Annotated in this window: 26 protein-coding genes; 5 read left to right on the top strand and 21 right to left on the bottom strand. The window is 41.4% G+C overall.

What is annotated here, in order from left to right; all coding sequences use genetic code 11:
- Window positions 1-145 precede the first annotated feature (145 nt).
- Together QZ135_RS11515 and QZ135_RS11510 are read left to right on the top strand one after the other, a co-directional pair.
- Window positions 146-2,671 carry a Smr/MutS family protein gene (locus QZ135_RS11515; protein ID WP_294609117.1) on the top strand — a complete coding sequence of 842 codons (2,526 nt, stop codon included), beginning with the start codon at window positions 146-148 and terminating at the stop codon, window positions 2,669-2,671.
- A gap of 12 nt (window positions 2,672-2,683) precedes the next feature.
- Window positions 2,684-3,901, top strand: a complete 1,218-nt coding sequence (locus QZ135_RS11510) for an L-serine ammonia-lyase (protein WP_294609115.1) — start codon at window positions 2,684-2,686, stop codon at window positions 3,899-3,901.
- A 139-nt stretch (window positions 3,902-4,040) separates the two neighbouring features.
- Here the strand turns inward: QZ135_RS11510 and QZ135_RS11505 are convergent, their stop codons facing one another.
- From QZ135_RS11505 to QZ135_RS11445, 13 genes are all read right to left on the bottom strand, one after another.
- Window positions 4,041-4,541 carry a PepSY-like domain-containing protein gene (locus tag QZ135_RS11505; protein WP_294609113.1) on the bottom strand — a complete coding sequence of 167 codons (501 nt, stop codon included), beginning with the start codon at window positions 4,539-4,541 and terminating at the stop codon, window positions 4,041-4,043.
- Between the two features lie 14 nt (window positions 4,542-4,555).
- Window positions 4,556-4,993: a PepSY-like domain-containing protein gene (locus QZ135_RS11500; RefSeq protein WP_294609111.1), complete on the bottom strand. Its 438-nt coding sequence runs from the start codon at window positions 4,991-4,993 to the stop codon at window positions 4,556-4,558.
- 98 nt (window positions 4,994-5,091) lie between these two features.
- The gene (locus tag QZ135_RS11495) at window positions 5,092-6,381 is read right to left on the bottom strand and encodes a HAMP domain-containing sensor histidine kinase (protein WP_294609109.1); all 1,290 of its coding nucleotides are present in this window, start codon (window positions 6,379-6,381) and stop codon (window positions 5,092-5,094) included.
- Complete coding sequence (locus QZ135_RS11490) at window positions 6,378-7,055, bottom strand: response regulator transcription factor (protein ID WP_294609106.1); 678 nt, start codon at window positions 7,053-7,055, stop codon at window positions 6,378-6,380. Before QZ135_RS11490 ends, QZ135_RS11495 begins: the two co-directional genes overlap by 4 nt.
- 65 nt (window positions 7,056-7,120) lie before the next feature.
- Window positions 7,121-7,657, bottom strand: a complete 537-nt coding sequence (locus QZ135_RS11485) for a DUF4738 domain-containing protein (protein ID WP_294609105.1) — start codon at window positions 7,655-7,657, stop codon at window positions 7,121-7,123.
- Between the two features lie 258 nt (window positions 7,658-7,915).
- Complete coding sequence (locus QZ135_RS11480) at window positions 7,916-9,001, bottom strand: metallophosphoesterase (protein WP_294609102.1); 1,086 nt, start codon at window positions 8,999-9,001, stop codon at window positions 7,916-7,918.
- Window positions 9,002-9,115: 114 nt separating this feature from the next.
- The gene (locus QZ135_RS11475) at window positions 9,116-9,343 is read right to left on the bottom strand and encodes a DUF4248 domain-containing protein (RefSeq protein WP_009128717.1); all 228 of its coding nucleotides are present in this window, start codon (window positions 9,341-9,343) and stop codon (window positions 9,116-9,118) included.
- A gap of 84 nt (window positions 9,344-9,427) precedes the next feature.
- Window positions 9,428-9,892: a DNA-binding protein gene (locus QZ135_RS11470; protein WP_294609099.1), complete on the bottom strand. Its 465-nt coding sequence runs from the start codon at window positions 9,890-9,892 to the stop codon at window positions 9,428-9,430.
- Window positions 9,893-10,276: 384 nt separating this feature from the next.
- Window positions 10,277-11,332: an Imm65 family immunity protein gene (locus QZ135_RS11465; protein WP_294609097.1), complete on the bottom strand. Its 1,056-nt coding sequence runs from the start codon at window positions 11,330-11,332 to the stop codon at window positions 10,277-10,279.
- A gap of 229 nt (window positions 11,333-11,561) precedes the next feature.
- Window positions 11,562-12,032 carry a hypothetical protein gene (locus QZ135_RS11460; protein WP_294609095.1) on the bottom strand — a complete coding sequence of 157 codons (471 nt, stop codon included), beginning with the start codon at window positions 12,030-12,032 and terminating at the stop codon, window positions 11,562-11,564.
- 336 nt (window positions 12,033-12,368) lie between these two features.
- Window positions 12,369-12,980 carry a DNA-binding protein gene (locus tag QZ135_RS11455; protein WP_294609093.1) on the bottom strand — a complete coding sequence of 204 codons (612 nt, stop codon included), beginning with the start codon at window positions 12,978-12,980 and terminating at the stop codon, window positions 12,369-12,371.
- 243 nt (window positions 12,981-13,223) lie between these two features.
- The gene (locus QZ135_RS11450) at window positions 13,224-13,556 is read right to left on the bottom strand and encodes a hypothetical protein (RefSeq protein ID WP_294609091.1); all 333 of its coding nucleotides are present in this window, start codon (window positions 13,554-13,556) and stop codon (window positions 13,224-13,226) included.
- A 259-nt stretch (window positions 13,557-13,815) separates the two neighbouring features.
- Complete coding sequence (locus tag QZ135_RS11445; protein WP_294609089.1) at window positions 13,816-14,631, bottom strand: hypothetical protein; 816 nt, start codon at window positions 14,629-14,631, stop codon at window positions 13,816-13,818.
- Window positions 14,632-14,789: 158 nt separating this feature from the next.
- On the opposite strand from QZ135_RS11445, the gene QZ135_RS11440 reads away from it, so the two are divergent.
- The gene (locus QZ135_RS11440; protein WP_294609087.1) at window positions 14,790-15,290 is read left to right on the top strand and encodes a hypothetical protein; all 501 of its coding nucleotides are present in this window, start codon (window positions 14,790-14,792) and stop codon (window positions 15,288-15,290) included.
- Between the two features lie 197 nt (window positions 15,291-15,487).
- Here the strand turns inward: QZ135_RS11440 and QZ135_RS11435 are convergent, their stop codons facing one another.
- The 3 genes from QZ135_RS11435 to QZ135_RS11425 all read right to left on the bottom strand — a co-directional run bounded on the left by QZ135_RS11435 (window position 15,488) and on the right by QZ135_RS11425 (window position 17,259).
- On the bottom strand, window positions 15,488-16,081 hold the full coding sequence (locus tag QZ135_RS11435; RefSeq protein ID WP_294609085.1) for a type 1 glutamine amidotransferase family protein: 594 nt from the start codon (window positions 16,079-16,081) through the stop codon (window positions 15,488-15,490).
- A 232-nt stretch (window positions 16,082-16,313) separates the two neighbouring features.
- On the bottom strand, window positions 16,314-16,673 hold the full coding sequence (locus QZ135_RS11430; protein WP_294609083.1) for a hypothetical protein: 360 nt from the start codon (window positions 16,671-16,673) through the stop codon (window positions 16,314-16,316).
- A 223-nt stretch (window positions 16,674-16,896) separates the two neighbouring features.
- A complete protein-coding gene (locus tag QZ135_RS11425; protein ID WP_294609081.1) occupies window positions 16,897-17,259 on the bottom strand; it encodes a DUF6463 family protein in 363 nt (120 codons plus the stop codon).
- Between the two features lie 415 nt (window positions 17,260-17,674).
- On the opposite strand from QZ135_RS11425, the gene QZ135_RS11420 reads away from it, so the two are divergent.
- Entirely contained in the window at window positions 17,675-18,772 is a 1,098-nt protein-coding gene (locus QZ135_RS11420; RefSeq protein WP_294609079.1) for a DUF4421 domain-containing protein, read from the top strand.
- A gap of 10 nt (window positions 18,773-18,782) precedes the next feature.
- Here QZ135_RS11420 and QZ135_RS11415 read toward each other — a convergent pair whose 3' ends face one another.
- From QZ135_RS11415 to QZ135_RS11395, 5 genes are read right to left on the bottom strand one after another with little or no spacing between them, the layout of a single operon-like run.
- Window positions 18,783-18,959 carry a DUF4250 domain-containing protein gene (locus QZ135_RS11415; RefSeq protein ID WP_007213229.1) on the bottom strand — a complete coding sequence of 59 codons (177 nt, stop codon included), beginning with the start codon at window positions 18,957-18,959 and terminating at the stop codon, window positions 18,783-18,785.
- Between the two features lie 55 nt (window positions 18,960-19,014).
- Window positions 19,015-20,568, bottom strand: coding sequence for a carboxypeptidase-like regulatory domain-containing protein (locus QZ135_RS11410; RefSeq protein ID WP_294609078.1), 1,554 nt, complete (start codon window positions 20,566-20,568; stop codon window positions 19,015-19,017).
- An 18-nt stretch (window positions 20,569-20,586) separates the two neighbouring features.
- Window positions 20,587-21,447 carry a FecR domain-containing protein gene (locus tag QZ135_RS11405; RefSeq protein WP_294609076.1) on the bottom strand — a complete coding sequence of 287 codons (861 nt, stop codon included), beginning with the start codon at window positions 21,445-21,447 and terminating at the stop codon, window positions 20,587-20,589.
- Window positions 21,444-21,995, bottom strand: a complete 552-nt coding sequence (locus tag QZ135_RS11400) for an RNA polymerase sigma-70 factor (RefSeq protein WP_294609074.1) — start codon at window positions 21,993-21,995, stop codon at window positions 21,444-21,446. Before QZ135_RS11400 ends, QZ135_RS11405 begins: the two co-directional genes overlap by 4 nt.
- 49 nt (window positions 21,996-22,044) lie before the next feature.
- Entirely contained in the window at window positions 22,045-23,307 is a 1,263-nt protein-coding gene (locus QZ135_RS11395) for a carboxypeptidase-like regulatory domain-containing protein (RefSeq protein ID WP_294609072.1), read from the bottom strand.
- A gap of 265 nt (window positions 23,308-23,572) precedes the next feature.
- Here QZ135_RS11395 and QZ135_RS11390 point away from each other — a divergent pair, with 265 nt between their 5' ends.
- Window positions 23,573-24,028, top strand: a complete 456-nt coding sequence (locus QZ135_RS11390) for an N-acetylmuramoyl-L-alanine amidase (protein WP_294609070.1) — start codon at window positions 23,573-23,575, stop codon at window positions 24,026-24,028.
- The last annotated feature ends 77 nt before the right edge of the window (window positions 24,029-24,105 follow it).

Below are 24,105 nucleotides of genomic sequence, written 5' to 3'. Positions count from 1 at the left end.
CCGCCGCAATCGACCACTCTGCCACCTCTCCAAAACTTCTCTTTCAAGAAGTGCTTTTCTCTTAAAGCGGTGCAAAGGTACAAATCATTTTTAATTCTACAAACTTCCTGCCATTTTTTTCGCGAATAAATACTACTTTTGCACCATGATATACCCACAGAACTTTGAGCATAAAATAGGTTTCGACCAAATACGCCAGTTGCTAAGCGAAAAATGCCTTAGCACGTTAGGTGCAGAACGGGTGACTGACATGGCATTCTCCGACCACTATGAAGAAGTAGAAGAACGCCTGAACCTTGTCACTGAATTTATCCGTATTATAGAAGAGGAAGATAATTTCCCCGCCCAATACTTTTTCGATGTACGCCCGTCACTAAAACGAATACGTGTAGAAGGAATGTACCTGGACGAACAGGAGCTTTTCGACCTGCGCCGTTCGCTGGAAACGATACGCGACATCGTACGCTTTCTGGAAAAGGACGATACGGAAGCAGAAGACTCCCCCTACCCTTGCCTACGGCATCTTGCCAAAGACATCCTGGCATTTCCGCAGCTTATCCAGAAGATAAACAACATTCTTTCACCCTATGGAAAGATAAAAGACAATGCCTCCTCTGAACTGGCACGCATCCGCCGTGAATTGGCAAGCACGATGAGTGGCATTTCCCGGTCGCTGAACAGCATCCTGCGCAATGCCCAGTCGGAAGGTGTAGTTGACAAAGATGTTACCCCAACCATGCGTGACGGACGTCTGGTTATCCCTATTGCACCGGGGCTGAAACGGAAAATAAAAGGAATCGTACATGACGAATCGGCAAGTGGAAAGACCGTCTTCATTGAACCTGCCGAAGTGGTGGAAGCCAACAATCGCATCCGTGAACTTGAAGGAGACGAACGCAGAGAGATTATCCGTATTCTGGTAGAATTCTCCAATCTGCTGCGCCCTTCCATTCCCGATGTTTTGCAGTCCTACGAATTCCTTGCCGAAATTGATTTTATCCGCGCCAAGAGTTTGTTCTCCCTGCAAATATCAGGTATAAAGCCTGCGCTGGAAAACACGCAATTGCTGGACTGGACTATGGCCGTGCATCCGCTACTCCAGCTCTCTCTTGCCAAACATGGTAAAAAAGTAGTCCCCCTCGATATTGAGTTGAACGCACAGCAACGCATCCTCATTATTTCCGGTCCGAATGCTGGTGGTAAGTCCGTTTGCCTCAAGACCGTAGGATTATTACAATACATGCTGCAATGCGGCATGCTCATCCCCATGCACGAACGTAGTCATGCGGGCATTTTCAGTAGCATCTTCATAGATATAGGTGACGAACAGTCCATCGAAGACGACCTGAGTACCTACTCTTCACATCTGACCAACATGAAAATGATGATGAAGAATTGCAATGAGCGTAGTCTTATCCTCATTGACGAATTCGGCGGCGGCACAGAACCGCAGATTGGTGGCGCCATAGCCGAAGCCGTACTGAAACGCTTCAACCAAAAACTGACGTTCGGTGTTATAACTACACACTACCAGAATCTGAAGCATTTTGCCGAAGACCATGAAGGAGTAGTGAACGGAGCTATGTTGTATGACCGTCACTTGATGCAAGCACTCTTCCAACTTCAAATTGGTAACCCCGGAAGTTCATTTGCCGTAGAAATAGCCCGGAAGATTGGGCTTCCGGAAGATGTCATTGCCGATGCATCCGAAATTGTAGGCAGCGAGTACATCAATGCTGATAAATACCTGCAAGACATCGTACGCGATAAGCGGTATTGGGAAGGAAAACGCCAGACCATCCGCCAGCGCGAGAAACACATGGAAGAAACCATCTCCCGCTATCAAACGGAAATGGAAGACTTGCAAAAGTCCCGCAAAGAGATTATCCGGAAAGCCAAAGAGGAAGCGGAACAATTGATGCAGGAAGCCAATGCCCGGATTGAAAACACCATCCGCACTATCAAGGAAGCGCAGGCGGAAAAAGAAAAAACCCGCCAAGCACGTCAGGAGTTGACTGAATTCCGTGAATCGATGGAAGCTCTCGCCTCTAAAGAACAAGAGGAGAAGATAGCCCGCAAGATGCAGAAGTTGCAGGAAAAGCAGAGTAGAAAGAAAGATAAAAAAGCCAAAGAGACAGGAAGCGGACTTTCGGCACAGGAACAAGCCGCACAGAAAGCCAAACAAGAAGCAGAACGCCTGGCAAGTATCGTTCCCGGCGCTATGGTGAAGATAAAGGGCCAGAGTGCAGTGGGTGAAGTGATGGAAGTAAATGGTAAAAATGCTATCATTGCTTTCGGCAGTATAAAGACCACCGTAAAAGTGGAACGTCTGGAACGCACGAACGTTACTCCGCAGAAAGTAGACAGTTCTACTAAGAGTACATTCGTCAGCAATCAGACGCAAGACAGCATGTATGAAAAGAAACTACACTTCAAACAAGACATTGATGTACGCGGTATGCGTGGCGACGAAGCCCTGCAGGCGGTGACTTACTTTATTGATGATGCCATCCTCGTAGGTATGGCACGTGTACGTATTCTTCACGGAACAGGTACGGGCATTTTGCGTACGCTTATCCGTCAATACCTGCAAACGGTTTCCGGCATAAGGCAATTTGCCGACGAACATGTACAATTTGGCGGTGCAGGAATCACAGTCGTTGACCTATAAACTAATATAATCATGAAATCAATCAAAGAACTCTACCGTATCGGTACAGGTCCCTCAAGCAGCCATACAATGGGACCACGCAAGGCTGCTGAGCTTTTTCTGGAGAAACATCCGGAAGCTTCTTCTTTTAAAGTGACTTTATACGGTAGTCTTGCCGCTACAGGTAAAGGGCATATGACCAATATAGCCATTACCGATACGCTGCAACCTGCCGCTCCGGTAGAAATTATCTGGGAGCCGAAGATATTCCTCCCTTTCCACCCTAATGGAATGAAGTTCGTATCTTTGGATGCAACAGGAAAAGAGACGGATTCATGGACAGTATTCAGCGTTGGCGGTGGCGCACTGGCCGAAGAAAACGATGGTGCCTCCTCTGTCAACACATCAGACATTTACGCCATGAACCACATGACCGAAATCCTGCAATGGTGCGAGAGAACCGGAAGAAGCTACTGGGAATACGTCAAAGAATGCGAAGAAGAAGATATTTGGGACTATCTGAGTGAAGTATGGAAAACCATGCAGGCAGCCGTTCGCCGTGGACTGGAACAGGAAGGTGTATTACCCGGCCCGCTGAACCTACGCCGCAAAGCCTCCACCTATTATATACGTGCCAGCGGATACAAACAATCCCTGCAATCGCGTGGACTGGTATTTGCTTATGCCCTTGCCGTAAGCGAGGAAAACGCTTCGGGCGGAACGATAGTTACCGCACCCACTTGTGGTTCCTGCGGTGTGATGCCGGCTGTGCTGTATCATCTCGCTAAAAGCCGTGACTTTAGTGAAACCCGTATTCTCCGTGCCCTTGCCACAGCAGGACTTGTAGGAAATATCGTAAAGACTAATGCTTCTATTTCAGGAGCTGAAGTTGGGTGCCAGGGAGAAGTAGGTGTAGCTTGTGCTATGGCCTCAGCCGCCGCCAACCAATTATTCGGGGGAAGCCCGGCTCAGATAGAATATGCTGCTGAAATGGGGCTGGAACATCATCTGGGTATGACATGCGACCCTGTATGCGGATTAGTACAGATTCCTTGTATCGAGCGAAATGCATATGCTGCCGCCCGTGCACTGGATGCCAACTTATACTCCTCCTTCACCGATGGCATGCACCGTGTATCTTTCGATAAAGTGGTGGAGGTGATGAAAGAAACCGGAAATGACCTGCCATCGCTCTACAAAGAGACGAGCGAAGGCGGACTTGCAAAAGATTACCGTCCAATGGGAGAATGATAATTTGGCGCATAGCGCTAAATTAAGTGACGAGCTACGAGCTACAAGTGAGAAGTGCCTTTCGGTGTGATAATCAGGCGAATAATAATTCGCCCACCAGTATAGCACAGCAACTTGTAACCTGTAGCTCGTCACTATCTCACACTTCCGGCGGATAAATCGTATCATCCTTACCCGAAATATCTACCGTATTCATCAGTCCCCCATCTTCAGAATAGAACAACTGATATTTCAATTTTCCCTGTTCCACTTCAATTACATATTGCATAGGTTGCAACGGATAGAACAAGAAATAATAATCATCTTGTACCCAGTTGGCATAGTCACCATTACCAAATGCTGTCTGTACAGCAGCCGGAACATCATTCCAATATAATTCAGATTCCGTCATCAGCCAATCAGCATTGGTATTAAACCATATATTCGATTCTTTTCCATCCAACCAACAGTCGGCAACATAATACGATTTTTTCTGTTTCCATTCTATACCTGTTGCACTCGGATACCTCTGTTTCAAAGCCTGTTCCACAGATTCCGGTACTTTAATACCTTTATCATCATCGTCATCATCACTACATGCGCTGAATGTCATAGCAGCTATGAACATCATCATCGCTATCATCAAAAATCTTGTTTTCATCTTGTCTTCCCCCATTAATCATCCATGCTGACAAATTGTCCTTTCTTATTAAACTTCAAAGAGAAATCATTCGCAAGTTCCACTTCTATACCTACACCCTTGCGCTCTATCTTAGTGATAATCTCATTAGGAAAATTAGCCTTCACATAATCCTTAATAGAAACAGGGATTAAGGCAGCAGGTACAGCATTCTTCTTACAGTCAATTTCTGTCCAGTTACCCTTCTTGTCAAACTCGATTTCCGTACGGTCAGTCAAGAGCACTTCATACTTCTTGGATAAGAAATCACTATCTATCTTGATGTATGAAATCTGCGGTTTGCTGAAATACTGATTAATAAAATTACGCGCAGTCAATGGAAGTTCCTTTGCATCCTTAGTAATGACGTCACCTGCAAAAGCGAACTGAATGGCTACGATAGCCAATACGAGAATAGATAAAATCTTCTTCATAATCGTTATTTTTTTAAAGTGTTACTAATTTATTACCTGTTTTTGTTCACACTGCAAATAACGACACAGAACTGGGAAAGATTTGGGAATATACGCCTTTAGCTTTTCTTTTTAGGTTCTTTAACGAGTAAGAATACATGCATTCCTTCTTCCCACTTATAAATCAGGCGAAGAGATGCAGACGTAGCAATGGAGCGGGCAATGGCAAGCCCTAATCCGGTGGAATCTTTCTTTCCGTCGATGCCACGATAGAAACGCCGGAAAAGCTTTTCTCCATCCAAAGGGTGGTCACCACTATTCTTTATACTCAATGAGGAAGGAGTAGTCACAATATGCAATTCACCACCTGCACGGTTGTGTAGCAGAGAATTCTTCACCAGATTGGAAACCAGAATCTGCGCCAGGGAAAGATTACAACGGATTATAAAAGGAGCCTCTCCTTGAGTACGTACCAAATGGATATGTTTTCCCTCATATATATCCATCAGGTCAGGCAATAGCTCATCCAGCACATCATCTACAGATACATCTTCCGTTTCAGTATATTGCCCGTTCTCAATACGGGACAGCAATAACAGAGATTTATTCAATCTCACTGCCCTACCCAGCGTAGCATATATCTCATCCAGTTCTTTCAACTGCTCTTCGGTCATCGACTCATTTTCGGCAAGTAACTCCACCTTGCCGCGTACAATAGCAAGTGGTGTCTGCAACTCATGCGAAGCATTCTCTATGAACTGCTTCTGCTCTTCATATGCCTTGTAGCTACGGTTCCCCATATCCACAGCCGCATCCCCCAACTGACGGAATTCCCGGATTTTAGTAGGATTATCCAGTACCGGCACTTCTTTTCCCGGTTGAATCTGCTTCAGCCAATCCAGCAGGCGATGCAACGGACGAAACACACTTTGCAATATCAGGCGGGTTCCGATGGATGTACAAATCAGAAAAAGCAGAAATAAAGCTCCCAGATACCACAGAATCGCTTCCACCATATCATCACGTTCCAGAATAGAAATCATCAGTTCCAATTCGTAATATTGCCCGTCCGGCATACGGAAAGCTGTTTTCATGACCCGCACCGGCTCATCCTCATCTTCACTCTCTATATAAACGGTAGAGTCATAATATACCTCATCATAATCTTCCGCTTCTTCCTCGGATATAGGGCGGAATTTGTAAAAGGACATCAACGTACCTTCCGTATCAAGTATGGAAGGATCCATCAAAGCATTACTAATCAAAATTTTACCATAGTTTTCAAGTGTATCATCCGTTTCATCCACCACCTCTTCAACGATGGCATAATAAAACAACACACCCCATGCCGCCATTAGAAAAAACAACAGTAACGAAAGCTTTCCGTAGGTATAGTGAAGCAGTTTCATACTTCAGAGAGCTTATACCCAAAGCCATACACCGCCTTCAGTTCTACGGTAGCTTCGGCCTGTTTCAGTTTCCGACGAAGGTTTTTCACCTGCGAGTATATGAAATCTAATGAGTCCGCCTGGTCGATATTATCACCCCATACAGACTCCGCAAGACTCATTTTATTGATGACCCGGTTAGGGTTGACCACAAAATAATAGAGTAAATCAAACTCTTTCCGGTTGAGTTGCAACGGGATTCCCCCAACTTCCACCTGCCGTTTATCAGGGAACAACAGCAAATTGCCCACTGTAATTGAGACATCTCCTTTTGCCTGCCGACGCCGGATAACAGATTTAACGCGCGCATTGAGTTCCGCCAAATGAAAAGGTTTCGTAAGATAGTCATCAGCGCCCAACTCCAATCCTTCCACTTTATCGTCCAGAGAATCTTTAGCTGAAATGATTAGTACACTGTCGCTACGATGCAGGCGTTTGAGTTCGCGTAGCAAATCCAGACCGCTTCCACCGGGCAACATGATGTCCAGCAAGATGCAGTCATAATCGTAGTCATTCACTTTCTCCAGTGCCGAATAATAGTCGGCGGCAGTTTCCACTACGAAGTTCTCTTTCAAAAGGGAAATGCGGATAGTTTCCCGCAAATCCGGTTCGTCTTCTACAATCAAGATTTTCATACCGGCAAAGGAAACTCATAAATTAGGAAACATTCTGGAATTCCCAACTTTCTGTTTTTTAATTTTTAATTTTCAAAATCTTCCAGTAATTCTTCTTTCTCCATAGATATTTTTCCATCCGGCGTAACCGTCAGCGACAACGGAATATAGAGATCTGTCTGCGGATAGCAAATGCTTGCAGCATATACAATACCTTTCGGTGTGGTTTTATCATACACCAATCCTTCAAGAATGGAGTGTTTCAGGAATTTTGCATCCACCAATGAAGCAAAACTTTCCTTAGTGAATGACTTGTCCACAACGGACTTACCACCAGAAGTTATACGTAGTGTGATTCGGTTATCTATAAACTTTTCTCCCTGTTCATTTATCACGACAGGCAGACCATCATCAGGTCGGCGAACTATATTTGACTGATAATCCTTACCTTTATAAGTAAATGTTGTTTTAATATCAGACACCTGCATACGTTGCAAACCATTGGCATCCACACTGTCTTTCATCAGTATTTGTATGTCTCCCCCATCCCCTTTTTTCTGTGAAGAACAAGCGGACAATAACCACATTGCTATACATATCCAGAAGTAAAATACGTTTTTCATTCTACCATTTGTTTACAATTAACGGGAACAAAGGAACAAAAAGAGAGGCAAAAATACAAGAGAAAGCCAAAATAAATAAAAAACGGGCGAATCATCATCCGCCCGCTCTAAACTAATACCTGCATATCTTTTATCATACCTATTGAATTACAATGATTATAAGACAACAGGAAAAGAGAAAAGTTTAATTAAGCTCTTCACTTTAACAAAAAACAAGATTTAAAGACAAATATAATCTCTATTCCCATTATGGTTCAATCACATACCCGAAAGATGCAACACCGCCATATCACTATTTGTTCCGATTCGGAAAGGAGGTCCCCAAAGAGACAATCCACTGGATACATAGATGTGCGATTTACTCCACTTACGGTAACCATGGCTCTGTTCATATAGTCTGTCTGTCACCCAACTGATAGGCCACACCTGCCCGTGGTGTGTATGTCCGCTGAATTGCAAGTCTATTCCTAAAGAATCCGTTTTTTTCAAATTATAAGGTTGATGATCCAAAACAACCGTAGGTTTGCTATTGTCTATTTGCTTTAGCAACTCAGGCAAAGAGTGGCGCGAACGGTTGGAACGGTCGTCGCGCCCTATTATCTGCACCCCATTAGGCAGTGTCACCACAGAATCACGCAATAGTTTTATGGGAGTCGTTTTTAAGAAGCGGACACATTCATCAATACCGCTGATATATTCATGATTGCCCGGAACCATGTAAATACCCATCGGAGCTTTCAGTTCCGCCAATTCTTCCGCCATATTTTCATTGTACAACGGGATGAGACTGTTGTCTATCAAATCACCACCGATAAATATCAAATCGGGAGTCTGAGCATTTATCATATCCACATACCGCTTCAGCATAGCTTTTCCCGTCCCATTGCCTAAATGAAGGTCACTTACGGCAACAATCTTCACTCCTTCACCTTCTATGGGTTTGTCGATAGGGATATTTATATTGTTTATCTGCGGATGGAGATAATTATAGTAACCGTACAGGAGCAGGCAACTGGTGAAACTTAAAGCATAGTAAAAGCCATACTTCATTGTCGGCGCAAACAGCCTCACCACATCCGCCAACAAAAGAGACAATACCATATACAGCGTAAATACCAACCATACCGAGCCGACACAAAACATTGTTTTCGACAAGACAACCGGTATCTCCATGTGGCGGGTCAATAGAGCAATTACCAACGAAAATGCCGCTAACCAGAAAAAGGCAGACAGCAAAATTCTCAAAGGCAGCGATACTCCGGAAAGCATCTGCAAAGCACGAATAAAGACGTACACGTTACCACCTATATAGCCAAGTATAAATAGCAAGAAAAACATTCGCATAATCGTTATCAATTTAAATAGGCTCAAAAATATCGTCAAAAAGCCAACTAAGTTCCATTGACTCAGTTGGCTTTATTCTTAATTATGAATTAATAACATACCTAACTATAAAGTTTAGGGTTCATCCAGGTAACGGACAATAATCGAGACTTGCTTAGGAACAAATGTACGCGCCCTGGGTGTATAGCCCGTATGAAGCAAAGCTGCATAAAGTTCTTTATTTAATTTTATCCAGTGAGTAAGTGTACGAATGGCACAACGCTCGGTTATATCAGGACAATACAGGTGAGCTAATTCTTTTTTTCTATATGTCCGGATGCGAAACACAGGTTCATCTTCCATGATTATAAAGTTTAGGTTTATTTTGTAAAGATACAACATTCAAAAGGCGAAATCAAATTTTCAGAGAGAATAAATTGATTTTGTTTATCCCAATGGGTTGTCATTAAGATCTCCCTCACCACTTTCATCAGGGTCAGGAGTTGTGCCACCGGAAACCGCTACCTCTCCAACCATACGCGTCAGGCTGGCATTCCGTAGCATATCCTGGAAAACGGTTCCCGGACTAAAAATGATTTTTCTACGACGAATCGTACTTGTTGTCACATCTTCCAGTTTATCCTGGCTCTTTGCATTAATACCGGGACGGAAACAACCGAAATCTCCCAATTGTACGGAAAAGCCTTTGTTAATATTCAACTTCAGGGTATCAATCAGTGCATCCAACACAAATTTCACCGCACCACTCGGCACCAGACCAACTTTTGTCACCTCCTCACACAGTTCTTTAAAGTCAATCAACCCAAGCGTACGAGATTCAGCTACAAACTTTTCAGCTTTTGTTTTGTCAAAGCCAAACACTCTTTTTCTTACAACATAACGTAAAGACATAATTCTTAAAGTTTAAATGGTTAATAAATTGTTCTTTGTTTGTGATCACGTTGCAAAGATACTATGCCGTGAAAGCGAGGTGGTGCTTTAACGGTGACTTAGGTATATATTAGTAGAAAAAAGTTGGATATATTATAGTTAATAAGTCTTTGAAATATAGCAGTATAAGAATAATATAAAAAAAAGTATATCATTTAGTACAATATCAATTATTCCTATTTTTCGGTAGCTTTAACACGCTTTTAGCTTAAAAAAGCGATTAAGATATATAGCAATTATTGATACTGTCTTATTCTAAAAAAGATTATTCTATAATAAGACAGTATCAATAACTTCTATATAGTTTTTATCAATCAAGAAATACATTGATAAATATTAATTCAGTTATATACATTCTAAAATCCCCCCCATTGGTGGAACAGACGCCGTACTGATCCCCCAAAATCTTGCTCTTCGTTTATCTTTATCAAAGATACCCTCATTCCATATTCTTTTCAAAACATTTCCTGAATCATCAACTATTTTGCTAGATGATTGAAAGTCATTATGCAGTAAATGGATTGTTTTAGATTCTCCATTTATTTTGAGAAAACAATAGGTCGAATCACTTAACAACTCATATAAAGACATCCATGTATTTTTAGTGGGCAGTTTCTGAAAAAACGAATCATTCTGTTCACTTTCATAATGCAACACACATAAACTATTTGGAGCTATTTCAAAGGGCAATGAGTCACGAAGTGCTAACATAAGTGTATCATGCCCACTAACAACACAAGCTTTATCTGGAACATCAGAAGCTAATATTATTGTTGAATCACTCTTATTATAAACTTCAATTTTTCCATAAATATTTCTTATATAAAATTTGAAGTTGTCAGTAAACAGAGAGTCCGATTTTGACAATACCATATCATGGCTCACTAACCACATATAAAAATCTGTTCTATCTGGTTGCCCACCTGAATAATAAGGCCACAGTTCCGGATAATCCACCATATCCCAAGCATCTTGTGACTGTTTTATTAGTACTCCGTTATCTTTGTATTTTGAAATCCCCATATACCAAATATCAGAATTAGGATACCCAATCCCAATGTCATTGTAGCAATTAGTTATCCTATTTACTTGTTCTACAGATAACTCCGGTTCATCTAACTCTACGAAACAAAAATACTTTCCACCAGACATCACTATTTTAGACGGGAACTCTGTAAAATTCGATATTACAGAATCACTTCCAAATATTGTATAAATACTACTGGAATCGTTCATTCCCATCTCATACAAATGGATATAATTATCAGTTATGTATCCACTATCAATAAGTGGCATCACATATCCAATAGCCCGTTGATATACATCATCCGGCCTTTGTATGCATCCTAAAAGCCATATTAATAAACTTAATAGTGCAATTCCTTTTTTGTTCATGTTCATAAAATAGATTGTTTTATACCGAGTCTTTATCAAAAAAACAATGTACTTCACATTTACTTATTTACATCTTTCTTTTTTCTCATTGATTCTTATACTTTTCGTTATTTCAATCTATTTCTAAATCAACCCGAAACATTTCACTTATGATTATCTGCTCAACAGCATTTTGGTTAAAGTTGGATGACACGGTTGGCAGAACGGAGATTAATACGTACATAAGACTCCATAATTATTTATTATAAAATTCTTCTCTTTCTTTGTAATATCTCTCAACTTCATCCAATCCTACTCCTAACAAGACTGCACTTTGTATTTTCCAACTTGTCGGATACTTTAATCTGAAATAATGAAATATTATATCATGAGTTGATGGATGATTAAAATCCTCCTCCTTAAATTTTAAACTTCTATTTTCTTGCTTTTTATAATTTGTCCTCCAAAAATTATATAGATATAAATAATGCAATACAATAGAAAGACTCAAATAATATATATCTAACATATTAATGATTTCATCTGTCCTATTGACGAGCTGTTCATAATATTCTTCCACAATCTTAAAATTACTTCTGATAAGTTCAGCTACATTATCTATATCCTGATTAACTAACAGAATATTTCCAACATCTGATTTTACACGTATACCAGCCTCTTCTACGACTAAATTAACGGTAAGATTTTCTATATTTACATTCTTCATCTTTATAATTTATTTAATGGGTAATAATATTTACTCTCTGGATCCACCACTTTACCAGGGAAGAAATGAACCGTACCTTCCGTTCCTTGGGCAAATCTTGTAGATAATCTTTGCCACATCGGACTTTTTGCAAAACTAAATAACTACTATCCGAGAAGGAATTCATTAGAGTTTTAGCACGAAGTAATCGTTGATTTACCTGTTCTCCTCTACTGCAAGAAGTAAATATCAAGAAACATACGAAGAAACAAAGAATAAAAAACAAACGGTTTGACATATTAAAAAAGCTAGAAAATAAAAATTAAATAGTAGTGTTCGTCTTAGAAATTACAACTATTACCTGCAAATTACATATACCACCGTCTTCCCCATCCCATGCTTCGCCAGCACTCCTCCCTGTATGAAAGCATTCAGTTCCACAATCGCCTGTTTGCGACTGCGTCCGGTCAACTGTGAATATTGCGCACGATTAATGCAAGGATACTTCTGCAAATACTCCTGTAAGAGTCTCAAACATTCTTCTTTGGACAAAACGCGGGAAGCATTAGAAGATGCTTCCTGAGCGGGTCTGCGTTCAAAGGAAATCTTTTCATTCAGTCCCCGGAAAAACGGTTTGCTAAGACGGAAGTTCAATCCACGTAAGGACACGGACGCCGAACGAAGTTCTTTTTTATCCATCACCCGACGGCTATTCAGAGAGGGAGTGAAATATCCGAGTTCGCCAAACTCCACAGTCCAGCCATTGGCGAGGGAATCACGCAGTTCGTCCGTAAAAGCCTTCATTGCTCCTTGAAGCAAACTATGGCTAATGCCCGTGAAACGATGGACACGGTCAATAAATTCTTCCTGCCCCATAGTGCCTTTGGGGACAAAACGGGCATACAAAGGTTGAGGTTCTCCGGTGTGTTGTACGTCGGGACTTTCAAAGAGGTCGTAATAAGCGCTCATAATCTTCTTTTCTTTAATTGATTAATCAAATTACCTGTGAAGGCTAAGGCGCTTTTTCGTAAGGACTAAAGACTAAGATAACGAAAGCTTATTCGTCCCTCCATAAGGAACTTTGCGTTCCCTTATGGAGGGACGAAAAGTACCTTATGAAGGGACGCAATGTTCCCTATGGTGGAACGCATTAGTATTCGCATACAAAGGTACTAATTCTTCTATTGTCCTGCGAAACCATGCCTAATAAAATCACTTCATCTTCTCAAAGAATTCATGAACAGCCTCTTTTTTAACGGCCTTAATAGTCGCCGCTCCATCTCCTACTTCCACTTCTTCAAATAAATGGGAAAGAGTACCGAAGCCCTCCATATTTTTTTCAAGAAGTGAGCAATAATAAGCTGATGTATCATGTCCCTGATTATCTTCCGGTTTTCCGGCAAAAGAACCCAGATAATAATTTCCGTCAAAGATATTACGAGTGGACTTCGTGAGATTAAATGCCGAAACTTCGGGAGCATAAAAAACATTCTCCACAAAAGTAGTATTGTCAGCATAACCACCCCATGAATCGGCTGTAATCATTTTCCGGTCAATATGGCTGGCAGGTTTTACGTTGGCGTGCAGAATATTATTATGAATACGGGTATTTTCACAGGGGCCAGCGATATGTATGGTAGGTGAAAAGATGCCTACACGTGTTTTGCGTGTGCGAATTGCATCGTTTATACTTATGTTATAGCGGACAACAGTGCCTATATTTCCAATGTTATCTTCAGGATCAGTTTCTCCCTTTCCGGCATTGCAAATCAGGATGAAGCCTCCTTCATTATGGTGGCTGTAATTATATTGAATAAAGGTCCGTACAGTTGCGCATCAGATTATATTCCACTAAAACTCCATCACAACCTATAGGAACGATTCCATCACCAGGAACTTCTTCGATAAGATTCTTTCGCACAACGGTATTTGTGCTCAGATGCCAGTTCTTCCGGCTCCAGGGAGCACTCCAGATTATAGCATTACGCTCACATCGGCGTATGGCACAATTTTCAATAGTCAGACTATCAAAGACAGAAACAATGCTATCCTTATTCCATTTATTATAAATCAAAATACCTGAACCTCCACCTTCATTTTTAACCAGGCTTCCGTTCACATCATGAATATCCAAAGCATTAAGAATCACATTATGCGATGTCCCATAATTCTCACATACCACTTTTACTCCCGTACGGTGGGCCATGCGTTCAGTCCCTTTATTGATAATTTCAAGGTGCTGCAACGTCACATAGTCTGAATTTTTAATGCAGACTGCATATAATGAGCTGTCGGGAGCAGTAATACAAGGTTTCTTGCCTTTACCATAAGCATCGATGACAAATCTACAATCGGAACGGCCTTGTACACTTATCTCAAGAATACCGGAAAAAACAGAACCACGACAAAATAATAGACTATCACCTGCTTCCAACCGGACACTTCTTATTTTATCAATACTTTTCCAGGCTGTCTCTTCGGATAACCCATTATTATCATCATTCCCATTTTTCGAATCAAAATAATAATTTACACCCTCTTTCAGAGTTTGCGAATTGCCACAACCATATAGCAAGAATGTTGCAACAACGATAAAAAGAAAAACGATTAGCCTATTCATAAATTTATATTTTTGGACAATGTATACCTTCATTGCCACGTGGCATTTTAATTTTACTCCAAAAATACTAAAAAGTCCGTGACTCCAAAAAAGGAAAAGACAGAAAATATTTATATATTTGTAGCATAAGGTCAGAAACTATTTAAAACAGCAACTACATGAAAACTATAACTTTATTAACAAGTGCCGTCATTGCACTATGTATCTTCTCATCTTGCGGAGCCGCTATGGTAGGAGGCGTTGCCGCTGTATCCGTCACTTCTTCTAAGAAAAGCACAGAGCCCTTATCAGAAGAAGAAATTACCCTTTTAACAAAACGTGTCTACTCAGACCATTTCAACACACTTTATCCCTACCTTTTGGAACGTCTACAAGCGAAAGGATGCTATATTTCAAGCAGTGATAAAGCTTCAGGAGTCATCACTGCTGAATTTATAGGGATTGAAAAATACAAAAGATACAATCGGCATTTAAGTTTCTTGCTGATTGAACGTCCGACAGGAGATACGGAAGTAAGACTCACCATTTATGAGGATGAATTATATAGTGACAGCTCTGTAGACATCAATATTCCTACAGTACACAACGTCATACAGCGAGGGATGGTACGTGACAAATCGCTGTATGACTACTGGTTTAAAGCACTTTTAGAATCCTAAGAGTGCTGGTATCACTGCTTTTACAAAAAACAATTATTTAGTTCAAACAGTTATGAAATGGTATTGATTATTAGACTAAAATATAAATTCATTTTTTTATTTCTTTGATATTTATTCTACTGTTATCAAGATAATTTCTGAATTATCTTTTCAAAAAAAGTGTAGTCATGTTATTAAAAAAGATATAACTTCGCAAGTTACCTCACAAAGCCATTTCTATAAAAATCGTAAGCCGCTTCTATCTTTTCCGGACTGTCAGCCTCTAAAAGAAGTAGTAATTCCCGAGTAAATTCCAAATGTCCCGTGCCGTTGGCAGTCACGATATTCTTATCGCTGACAGCTTGCTTTTCCTGATACCCGGCTTCGTTGGTGTATCGCTCACCCGCAAATTGTTTCAGATACGGAAGCGTGTTGCTGGTATGCTTCACATTATTCAAGAAGCCATGTGCCGCCATAAATGCAGAAGCATTACAAATAGCTCCGACAATTTTCCCACGTTGCAAAGCCTCTTGCACAATGGGGACAACCAGTTCAGCTTCGGGTGATTGCCATTGCATGCCACCTATCAATATCAATGCAGCATAATCAGCAGGCATGGTTTGGAAACTATAATCAGGCAAAGTACGGAAACCGCCTATGGAACGTACTTCGTTCAGAGTTGGGGCTACTGTTTTGGGGATGTATTTCACTTCACTGCCCGGCATTACTCCGGCATTTAAAGTAATAGATAGGAATGCGCCTTCCCAGTCGGCATAATCATTCAGTAAAAGGAATAAAACTTCTTGTTTCATTGTTTTTTTGTTTTAAATCAAAAAATAGCATATAAGCCTACATAAGCACGATTAATAATCAATATTTCTCAGCTGCAGAGATATACTTCTAAAAGAGAAAAATAAACCATTTCCAAAAAGTTACTTTACAGAGAGTAAACGTCCCTTTTTAGCACTCTCACAAAAGACTGTATGCATGTATTTTAACTTTTTCAACGTCTATTCATGCACTCAGATTTACACGTTTCCCCACTCACTCCACAGTTACCTTGAAACGGCATTTTTCTGCGCCCCTCAAAACGGTTTCAATTATTTCCACGCTGATATTTTTATCGGGCAACAAATTTCCGATAATATACAATACGCTCTGGCGAGAACATTCACAATGTGATACGTCTTTTATTTTTCCGCTTACCACCTCCGGACAAACACATGCCGGGTAACCAATTTCATAAATGTGTCCTTCTTCAATTGTCTTCGCAAAAAGCCATTCTGTATTCCCATATCGTTTGTACTGTTCGTCTAAACAGCAACCACATTCTTCAAATTGCTTTCTTTGCATTGGCAATATCGTATCCTTGACACAATGTATCGCCTTGTCTTTATAATTCATTATATTCTCTTTTTTTAATTCGTTTTCTATTCCTTAACTACTCTCCATACGCTGCAATCGCCATAGTAATCATACTTCCACCATTTAGCGCAACGTTTGAATTTGAGATTAAAAGCTATGACAAAGAAGGCCAAATTAATAACAATCCTATTTAGCCCGAAGAGGAGTATAAAGTTCTATATCGTTTTGTAGTTGCTATTAACTTAGTTTCATTTCAATATATCTACCTTTTTCTATTTGCAGTAATTATTATCAATGCTTGTGGTAAAAAAAGCCAGAAACCAGAAATAGGCTCTGCAATACACCCTACTACAGTAAATACCAAAATGCAATACCCCAAAAACAGAGGTGCAGGTTTATGCTCCTTTTTAATATAGTATTGAAGTGTTTGCCCCCAAAGAATAAGTATAATTCCACACACTAAAAACCAAAGGGCGAATGCACGGTTATAATTATCACCTGTGGAGTTTATGAATCCATCTTTTATCATGTCCGCAAAATCCTCTTTTCCAAGCAGTAGTGCATAAATCGTGTGGATTAGTCCTGTTATAACAAGAAATGTCCCACTATATTTCCAAAGTTTCATATTCTTTTAATTTATTGTCATAGGTAATATTACATTATCAGCATTTTATCTATATGCCCTTCATATATGGCAATAAAAAAAGGCTATCTATCCCAGACAGCCAATCTTTTTGTTAACCTTAAATCTAATACTATGAAAAACACATTGCAAAGATACGGACTTTGAGGATAACTCCAAATTATCAGGCCCAAACAGGCACTTTTATAACATGGTTTAATAGACATAACAATCTTGTTAACTACCCAAGCATCTCCTGTTAAAAAATAACATAGCAAAAACAAGAATGAAACAAACCTGCGAGATTATTGGATATATGCAAAAGAACCGTTAAATTCGCAAATAGAATGATTGCACTTTTTCTTTTTTACTTTGTTTATAGCGTAGAAGTATGAAGAATTAATTTAAAATAAGGTTGATGTTGAAAGGCTTTGTCGTCTGGTTGTGTATGTTGTTGCCGCTCGCTTTGTTTGCTCAAAACAGAGAGAACGACTCTATTGTATATGATAGCCTCAGCACCGGAAAGCAACAGGGAGGCTTCATGAAAGCAATAAAGAAGTTCCTCAATTTTAATGATTTTGATACAACCTACATAAGTCCCAACCGCTACAACTACGCTTTAATGCTGGACCATTTCACCAACTACGAGTATTACTCCGTAGGCACTTCCGCCCCCGAGCCCCAACGGCTCCGTTTCACTCCCAACCCTCGCAATAAAATAGGTGCTTATTTTGGTTGGCGCTGGATATTCTTAGGTTGGTCTGTAGACACAGACGGACTCATCGGAAAGAAAAGTGGTAAAAACAGGGGAACGGAATTTGACCTTAGCCTTTATAGTTCAAAGTTAGGTGTGGATATATTCTATCGCCGCACAGGAAACGATTATAAGATACACAATGTGACAGGTTTCTCAGACCGCATTCCTTCCAATTACTCCGAAGACTTCAACGGTTTGAAAGTGAATATGAAAGGGATGAACCTATACTATATCTTCAATAACCGGCACTTTTCTTATCCGGCAGCTTTCAGCCAGTCCACCAACCAGCGCCGAAATGCGGGTTCGCTCATAGCCGGACTCTCCGTGTCTACACACAATCTGAAGTTCGATTATACAAAATTGCCCGAAGTGATTCAGGAAACGATGAATCCCGGTATGAAAGTAAGGCACATAAAATACACAAACATCAGCCTCAACTTCGGCTATGCTTACAACTGGGTGTTTGCACGCAACTGCCTTGCCTGCCTGTCGCTCTGTCCGGCGGTTGCTTATAAGACTTCGCGTATTGAAAAGACGGCGGAAGAGCCAAGTGATTGGTACAAGAACTTCAATATAGACTTTATATTGCGGGCAGGCGTGGTATACAACAACAGTAAATACTTCGTAGGTACTTCGTTCCTGGGCAGAACATATGATTACTACCGGGACAATTTTTCCCTGAACAACGGATTCGGTACGCTACAAATATACGCCGGATTCAACTTCTACCTAAAGAAGGAACACCGGAAGAAGAAATAATCACCGAAAATCACCAGAACTTGTTATGCTCTGCACTATATTCAAATCCGGCCGACTGCAACAGCCCTACAATCGTTTCTTTATTGACATTCATATCATCGCAGAGTTCATCCAGTGAAGAATAACAATCACGCAATTTCGTATTGATGAAGCTGAAAAGCATCATTGGGTCTTTAGGTAATTCCATTTCTATACTAATACTTATTGATTCAGGCTGCAAAATTACAACTATCCGAATTATATTATTCTTCTTGCGGACCTATTTTTTCTATCTTTAACGCTACTTTCTCTATAATCTTACTGAGTTCCTCTTCCAGTGGAATGACATTGAAATCCTCCCAGAAGTTCTTGTCATACCTGAAGTCTTCCTCGGCAAGAACCGTACGTGTCGGCAGCCTTTCGGCACGCGGAAAACGAGTCACATTCTCATTATCTACCCTGCATGTCACCATCTCAAACCATGTGTGCAAAATGGGATTGCTTGAGAAAGCACGTTTCCGCTTCATCCTGAAATACTGGTCGCCACGGATATGATGAATATAATAAGTCCCGTTCCAAGGCTTATAGGAGATGGTATATTCTATTTTCTGAGCTGTCAGATTCACCTTCGGCGCCTGCCGGACCACGAAAATCCGTGTGGCTTTCTTTATGTATTTGGGCTGCATCTCGATACGGGCCTGTACCAAAGCCCCGTTTTCCGAGTCGATATACAGCGCTCCGCAATAAAGCGGTTCCTTGACATCGCTCTTTTGCTCAAAATAGACCACATTAACGCAGCGGTCGTCTATGAATGTGATATCGCCGGAGGTGTATACATAGGGATTATTCAATTCATCAACAGAGAAGAAATCCGGTAGGTCTTTCATTATGTCCAGTTGCAGGCAGGCCTGGATGCCGGCTCTTATCTTAGCTACCAGACTATCAGAACTTTCCCGGTTGTCAATACGACTCATCTTTAACAGCTTCACTTGGTCGAACGCATTCTTTTCTTTCAAAGAAGTCTTATATACTTTGAAGACAGCTTCCGTCAGGCTTTGGAATTTATTCTTCAACTGAACCCCCTCGCGATAGAACGTAGTCAGATAAATAGGTTCCAATGAATAATTATCCTCCCGGCGTTCCAGCATTTCCCGCAGTAATTTCTTGGGTTCCACCAGCCTTATCAATACTTCCTGCAAAGGGACTACTTTAGGCTCCAGATTCAGCACATTGTCACGACCAACCAGCGTAGCCGCTTCAATAGTCTGCGCCATATAGCCCAAATGTGAAAAAGAGAGACTGCTGTTTTTCAGGGAATCCGGCAAATGAAGCCGGAATTCCCCATCTTTATTTGAAATATTACCTATTGAAGTTCCTTGAACTATTACGGAAGCATTGGATACAGGTTCGCCCGTTTCTTTATCCCTCAAAGTGCCAGTGATAGTGAAGAAAAACGATTGAGGTATTTCTGCCACCTTTTCTGTTCTTACAATCTTTTCCGCAGGAGGCAGAATCAGGATATGCTGCCCTATAACTTTAAGTTCTAATCTCTTATTACCTATTATTTCGTAAATTGCCTGCCGGACAGTGCACTTTTTCCCTTTCGTCTTCACTACCGCATCATTGTTCACAATCTTGCTGTCATACACAAAAAGGTATCCAGATTGCTCCGAGACTTTCCCCAACAACGCATATACCGTCCCTTTCGCTCGGGGCAGCCTGATGATACGGTCCAGCACATCTCCCCCCTCTGCTTTCATGCTACCGATGACGAGGAGCAGTCCTAAAAGGATGATGAGGAAACGATGCGGCTTCATTGTTTTATATGTTTGAGGTTATCGTTCGGACAGAATCAACTTATCCCCTTCACGGGAACACTTCAAAGTAAGTGCCCAGCAAATCAGTTCAGCCATTGCTTCGGGCGAACTGTCTTCAAACTCAATAGTCAGCTTCCGTTTGCCTAAAGCTGATGAACTGGTCTTTATCTGCAAGGCAGAGGCTTCCGTATTCACTACCCTCAAGACGTCTTCCAGGCACTCGTCCTTGAAACGTATATTCCGGGTATAACGCCCGAATGCGTCGAAATCTGCCGTCTCGCTCAGTTGCAACTGTTGCGCCTGTAGTGTAACAGTTTCTCCTGCATTCACAAGCACGCTTTGTCCGCCTTGTTTCATAGACACCCTTACCTTGCCCCGCCGTACAGACAGTTTGAAAGGACCATCTTCATGACTGCGGACATTGAAAGCCGTGCCCAATACCTCTATCCGCACCTTTTCCGTCTCAATCAGAAAGGTTTGTTCTTGCTTTTTCGCCACGTCGAAGAAGGCTTCTCCCTGTAAGTTCACTTTTCTTTTATCCGTAGCAAAATGTTCGGGATACTGCAAAGTGCTTTCTTTTGCCAGATAAACCACAGAACCATCTTCAAGGGTAGTGACCAGTGTAGATGCTTCCCGATTCTCTTGTGTCACCAGGTTAAGGTCCATGTTTTCACTTCCCGGCACAAGCCACAGGGCAGATGCCAGCCAGACAAAGCCTGCAATCACAGCAGCCGCCAACATTCCCCATTGCAGAAGAAGTTTGCGGCGCACTGCCCATCCCCTCCCTACCTCTGTCAGCAGGTGGTCTTCATCCAAACGGGCATACAAACGTTCCCATGCCTCATCCGTCTTTGTCCTATTTTTATTCAGTTCAATCATTTCGTAAGAATATAATTATCAATTTCATTTCGTAAGGTTCGGAGTGCTTTCGTCATCTCAGCCTCTACCGTCTTGACGGAGAGAGAGAGTTGCGAGGCAATCTCCGCATATTTCTTTCCTTCCATGCGATGCATTTCAAAAATCCGGAGCCTTCGTCCGGGCAGTTTTTCAAGTGTGTGGCGAATCACCCCTTGTAACTCTTCATACTCCAATTGCCGGTGAGGATCGGAAACCGGTTCCGTGGCATTGCCCGCCAATACATACTCGCGATACCGTTCTTTCACCTCCTTGTGCTGGCAATATTGGAGAGCCTCATTACGCACTGATTTGTATAGATAGCTCTTTACAGACTGGAAAATCTGCAAGTGTTCCCGGTCTTTCCAAAAGACGTAGAACAGTTCTTCCACTATTTCCTCGGCAACCTCCATCTCTCCCGTAATACCTGCGGCATACCAGCAAAGAGGGGAATAGTAACGGCGGAAGATTTCCTCAAACGCCTTTATATCGCCCTCTTTTATTTTAGTCAGTATGAACAGTTCATTCAGCATATCCCGGAATTATTGTTGGTCTCCAAATATAAGCAAAACTATCTGAAATCTAACGTGATTGCTTTTTCAATTTGCTCACTGCATGCTCCAGAGATTCTGTAGGTTCAATAATATTGTATGCATTCCAGAAGTCTTCGTTCCAATATTCGTCTACCATATCATAGAACACTTGTTTTTCCTTGAAAGCCTTTTTACTGGGAATAGCCGCGAAGTTATTCTCCTTTCTGTCCGTCACCACCATTTCAGAAAATGCTGTGTAGCTTGAAGAAAACAAACGCTTTTTCCAGTCGCACTTGAAGCGGATTTCATTCCGGATATAGTTCAGGTATGTCTTCCCATTCTTTTCTTTATACGTCACCAGATAGGAAACTTCCTGCGGTCTGAAGCGCAGTCCGAGAGGCTTTTTATGGAGAATAGCTTCCACAGCTTTCACCCTATTCTGCATATCCAGTGAAAACTCCGCACGGGTGAATGCCAGTTTCTCAAAATCGATATAGAGCTTCCCGTAGAACAACGCATACATCAGGCTGACTCTGGGGCGGAAGCTTACCACATACTGCATACGGTTGTCTAGGTTTACAGGTTCTTCGATATGGAAATCATAATAATTCAGATTTTCCATACTCAGCAATGCATCTCCGTTCTTCACAATATCCAGATAGATAGACAGATTAGGTCCTCCCACTACTTTGACAGCCAGCGTATCGCTCGTCTTTTGACTCAACAGGCGCCGACCCCTCTGCAACTGCACTTTATCACCCGCCGGGTCACGGTCACTGTAGGCTGTTTTAGACACATCTATAACAGCTTCCGATACACTGATGTAACGGCGTCTCTTCTGCACAGTCTCCCGATAGAATGCAGTCAGCAGGTTTTTATCTGCGGCATAATTCACCGGAATTTTCTTGATAGCCTCTTCCACAAGAGCCCGGCCATTATTGCCGAAGATTACAATTTCACTCAGCAGATTAGGGGCAGGCAGCATCCAGATTGTCAAATTGGATACATCTTTATTTTCTTTCAGGGAGATTTGAGTATTAAGATATCCGATATGGGAAACTTCCAATCCATGAACAACTTCCGCATCCTTAATCTTCAGAGAGAACACACCGTCCGCATTTGTAACAGTTCCGATATTCGTACCGGGAACAGACACATTCACGTTTTCCAGCTTCCGCTTGTTATCCTTATTCTTCACCACCCCTGTGATAGTGAAATAACTTTCAACTTCGTCCTGTGCCCATAGAGGTGAAACGCCCAACAGCAAAAATGCCATCAACCACCCGACTGTAATTCCAACTAACTTTTTCATCTTCATATGATTTTAAAGGTGAACAATTCTTGTTTTCTACTTATAAGATTGCTCAGAACAGAAAAACCCTATCGATTGGCGAAGAAAAAAATAAGGAAAAAGTTTCCGACAGGAAATATTTCCAACAATCGGTACACCAATAGCTAATAAGCAAAAGAATGTAAAAACATCAAATAAGCTTTTGCAAACGTGAACATTGATTTAAACATATTGTTTTCTTACGATGAATAGACAGAGTATTCACCTTACAAAACATTTAACACCTATGAGAACAATTCATCTGATAGTTATTCATTGTTCTGCAACAAAAGAAAATGATACATTAACAGAAATGGAGTTAGAAAAGTCGCATCGGCAACGTGGATTAAACGGTATTGGTTACCATTATTATATCCGGAAGAACGGCGACATAAAGAGCACACGTCCTATCCGAAAGCCTGGAGCACATGCCAGAGGACATAATATCAGCAGCATTGCCATATGCTATGAAGGCGGTCTCAACCGTCATGGAGCACCCAAGGATACGCGCACCGAATGGCAAAAACACTCCATGACAGTCCTGCTCAAAACACTTCTCGTCGACTTTCCCCAATGCCACATCTGCGGACATCGAGATTTACCTCAAATGGCGAATGCCAACTCACAGGTAGAACCGGAATCCTGGCTGGAAGAGTGTCCTTGTTTTGATGCAGCTATGGAGTTCAGGAGTCTGCGCCAATAGTCTCTTTACTCCCAAGGGGGAAAATGTCTTTACTTGATTCCTACAAATAGAAAAAGGTGCATCAGATTAATTCCTGA

The organism is uncultured Bacteroides sp. (assembly GCF_905207245.1).
Lineage (GTDB): Bacteria > Bacteroidota > Bacteroidia > Bacteroidales > Bacteroidaceae > Bacteroides.
The sequence above is the reverse complement of the archived record's forward strand: the minus strand, read 5'-3'. Positions and strand labels throughout refer to the sequence as shown.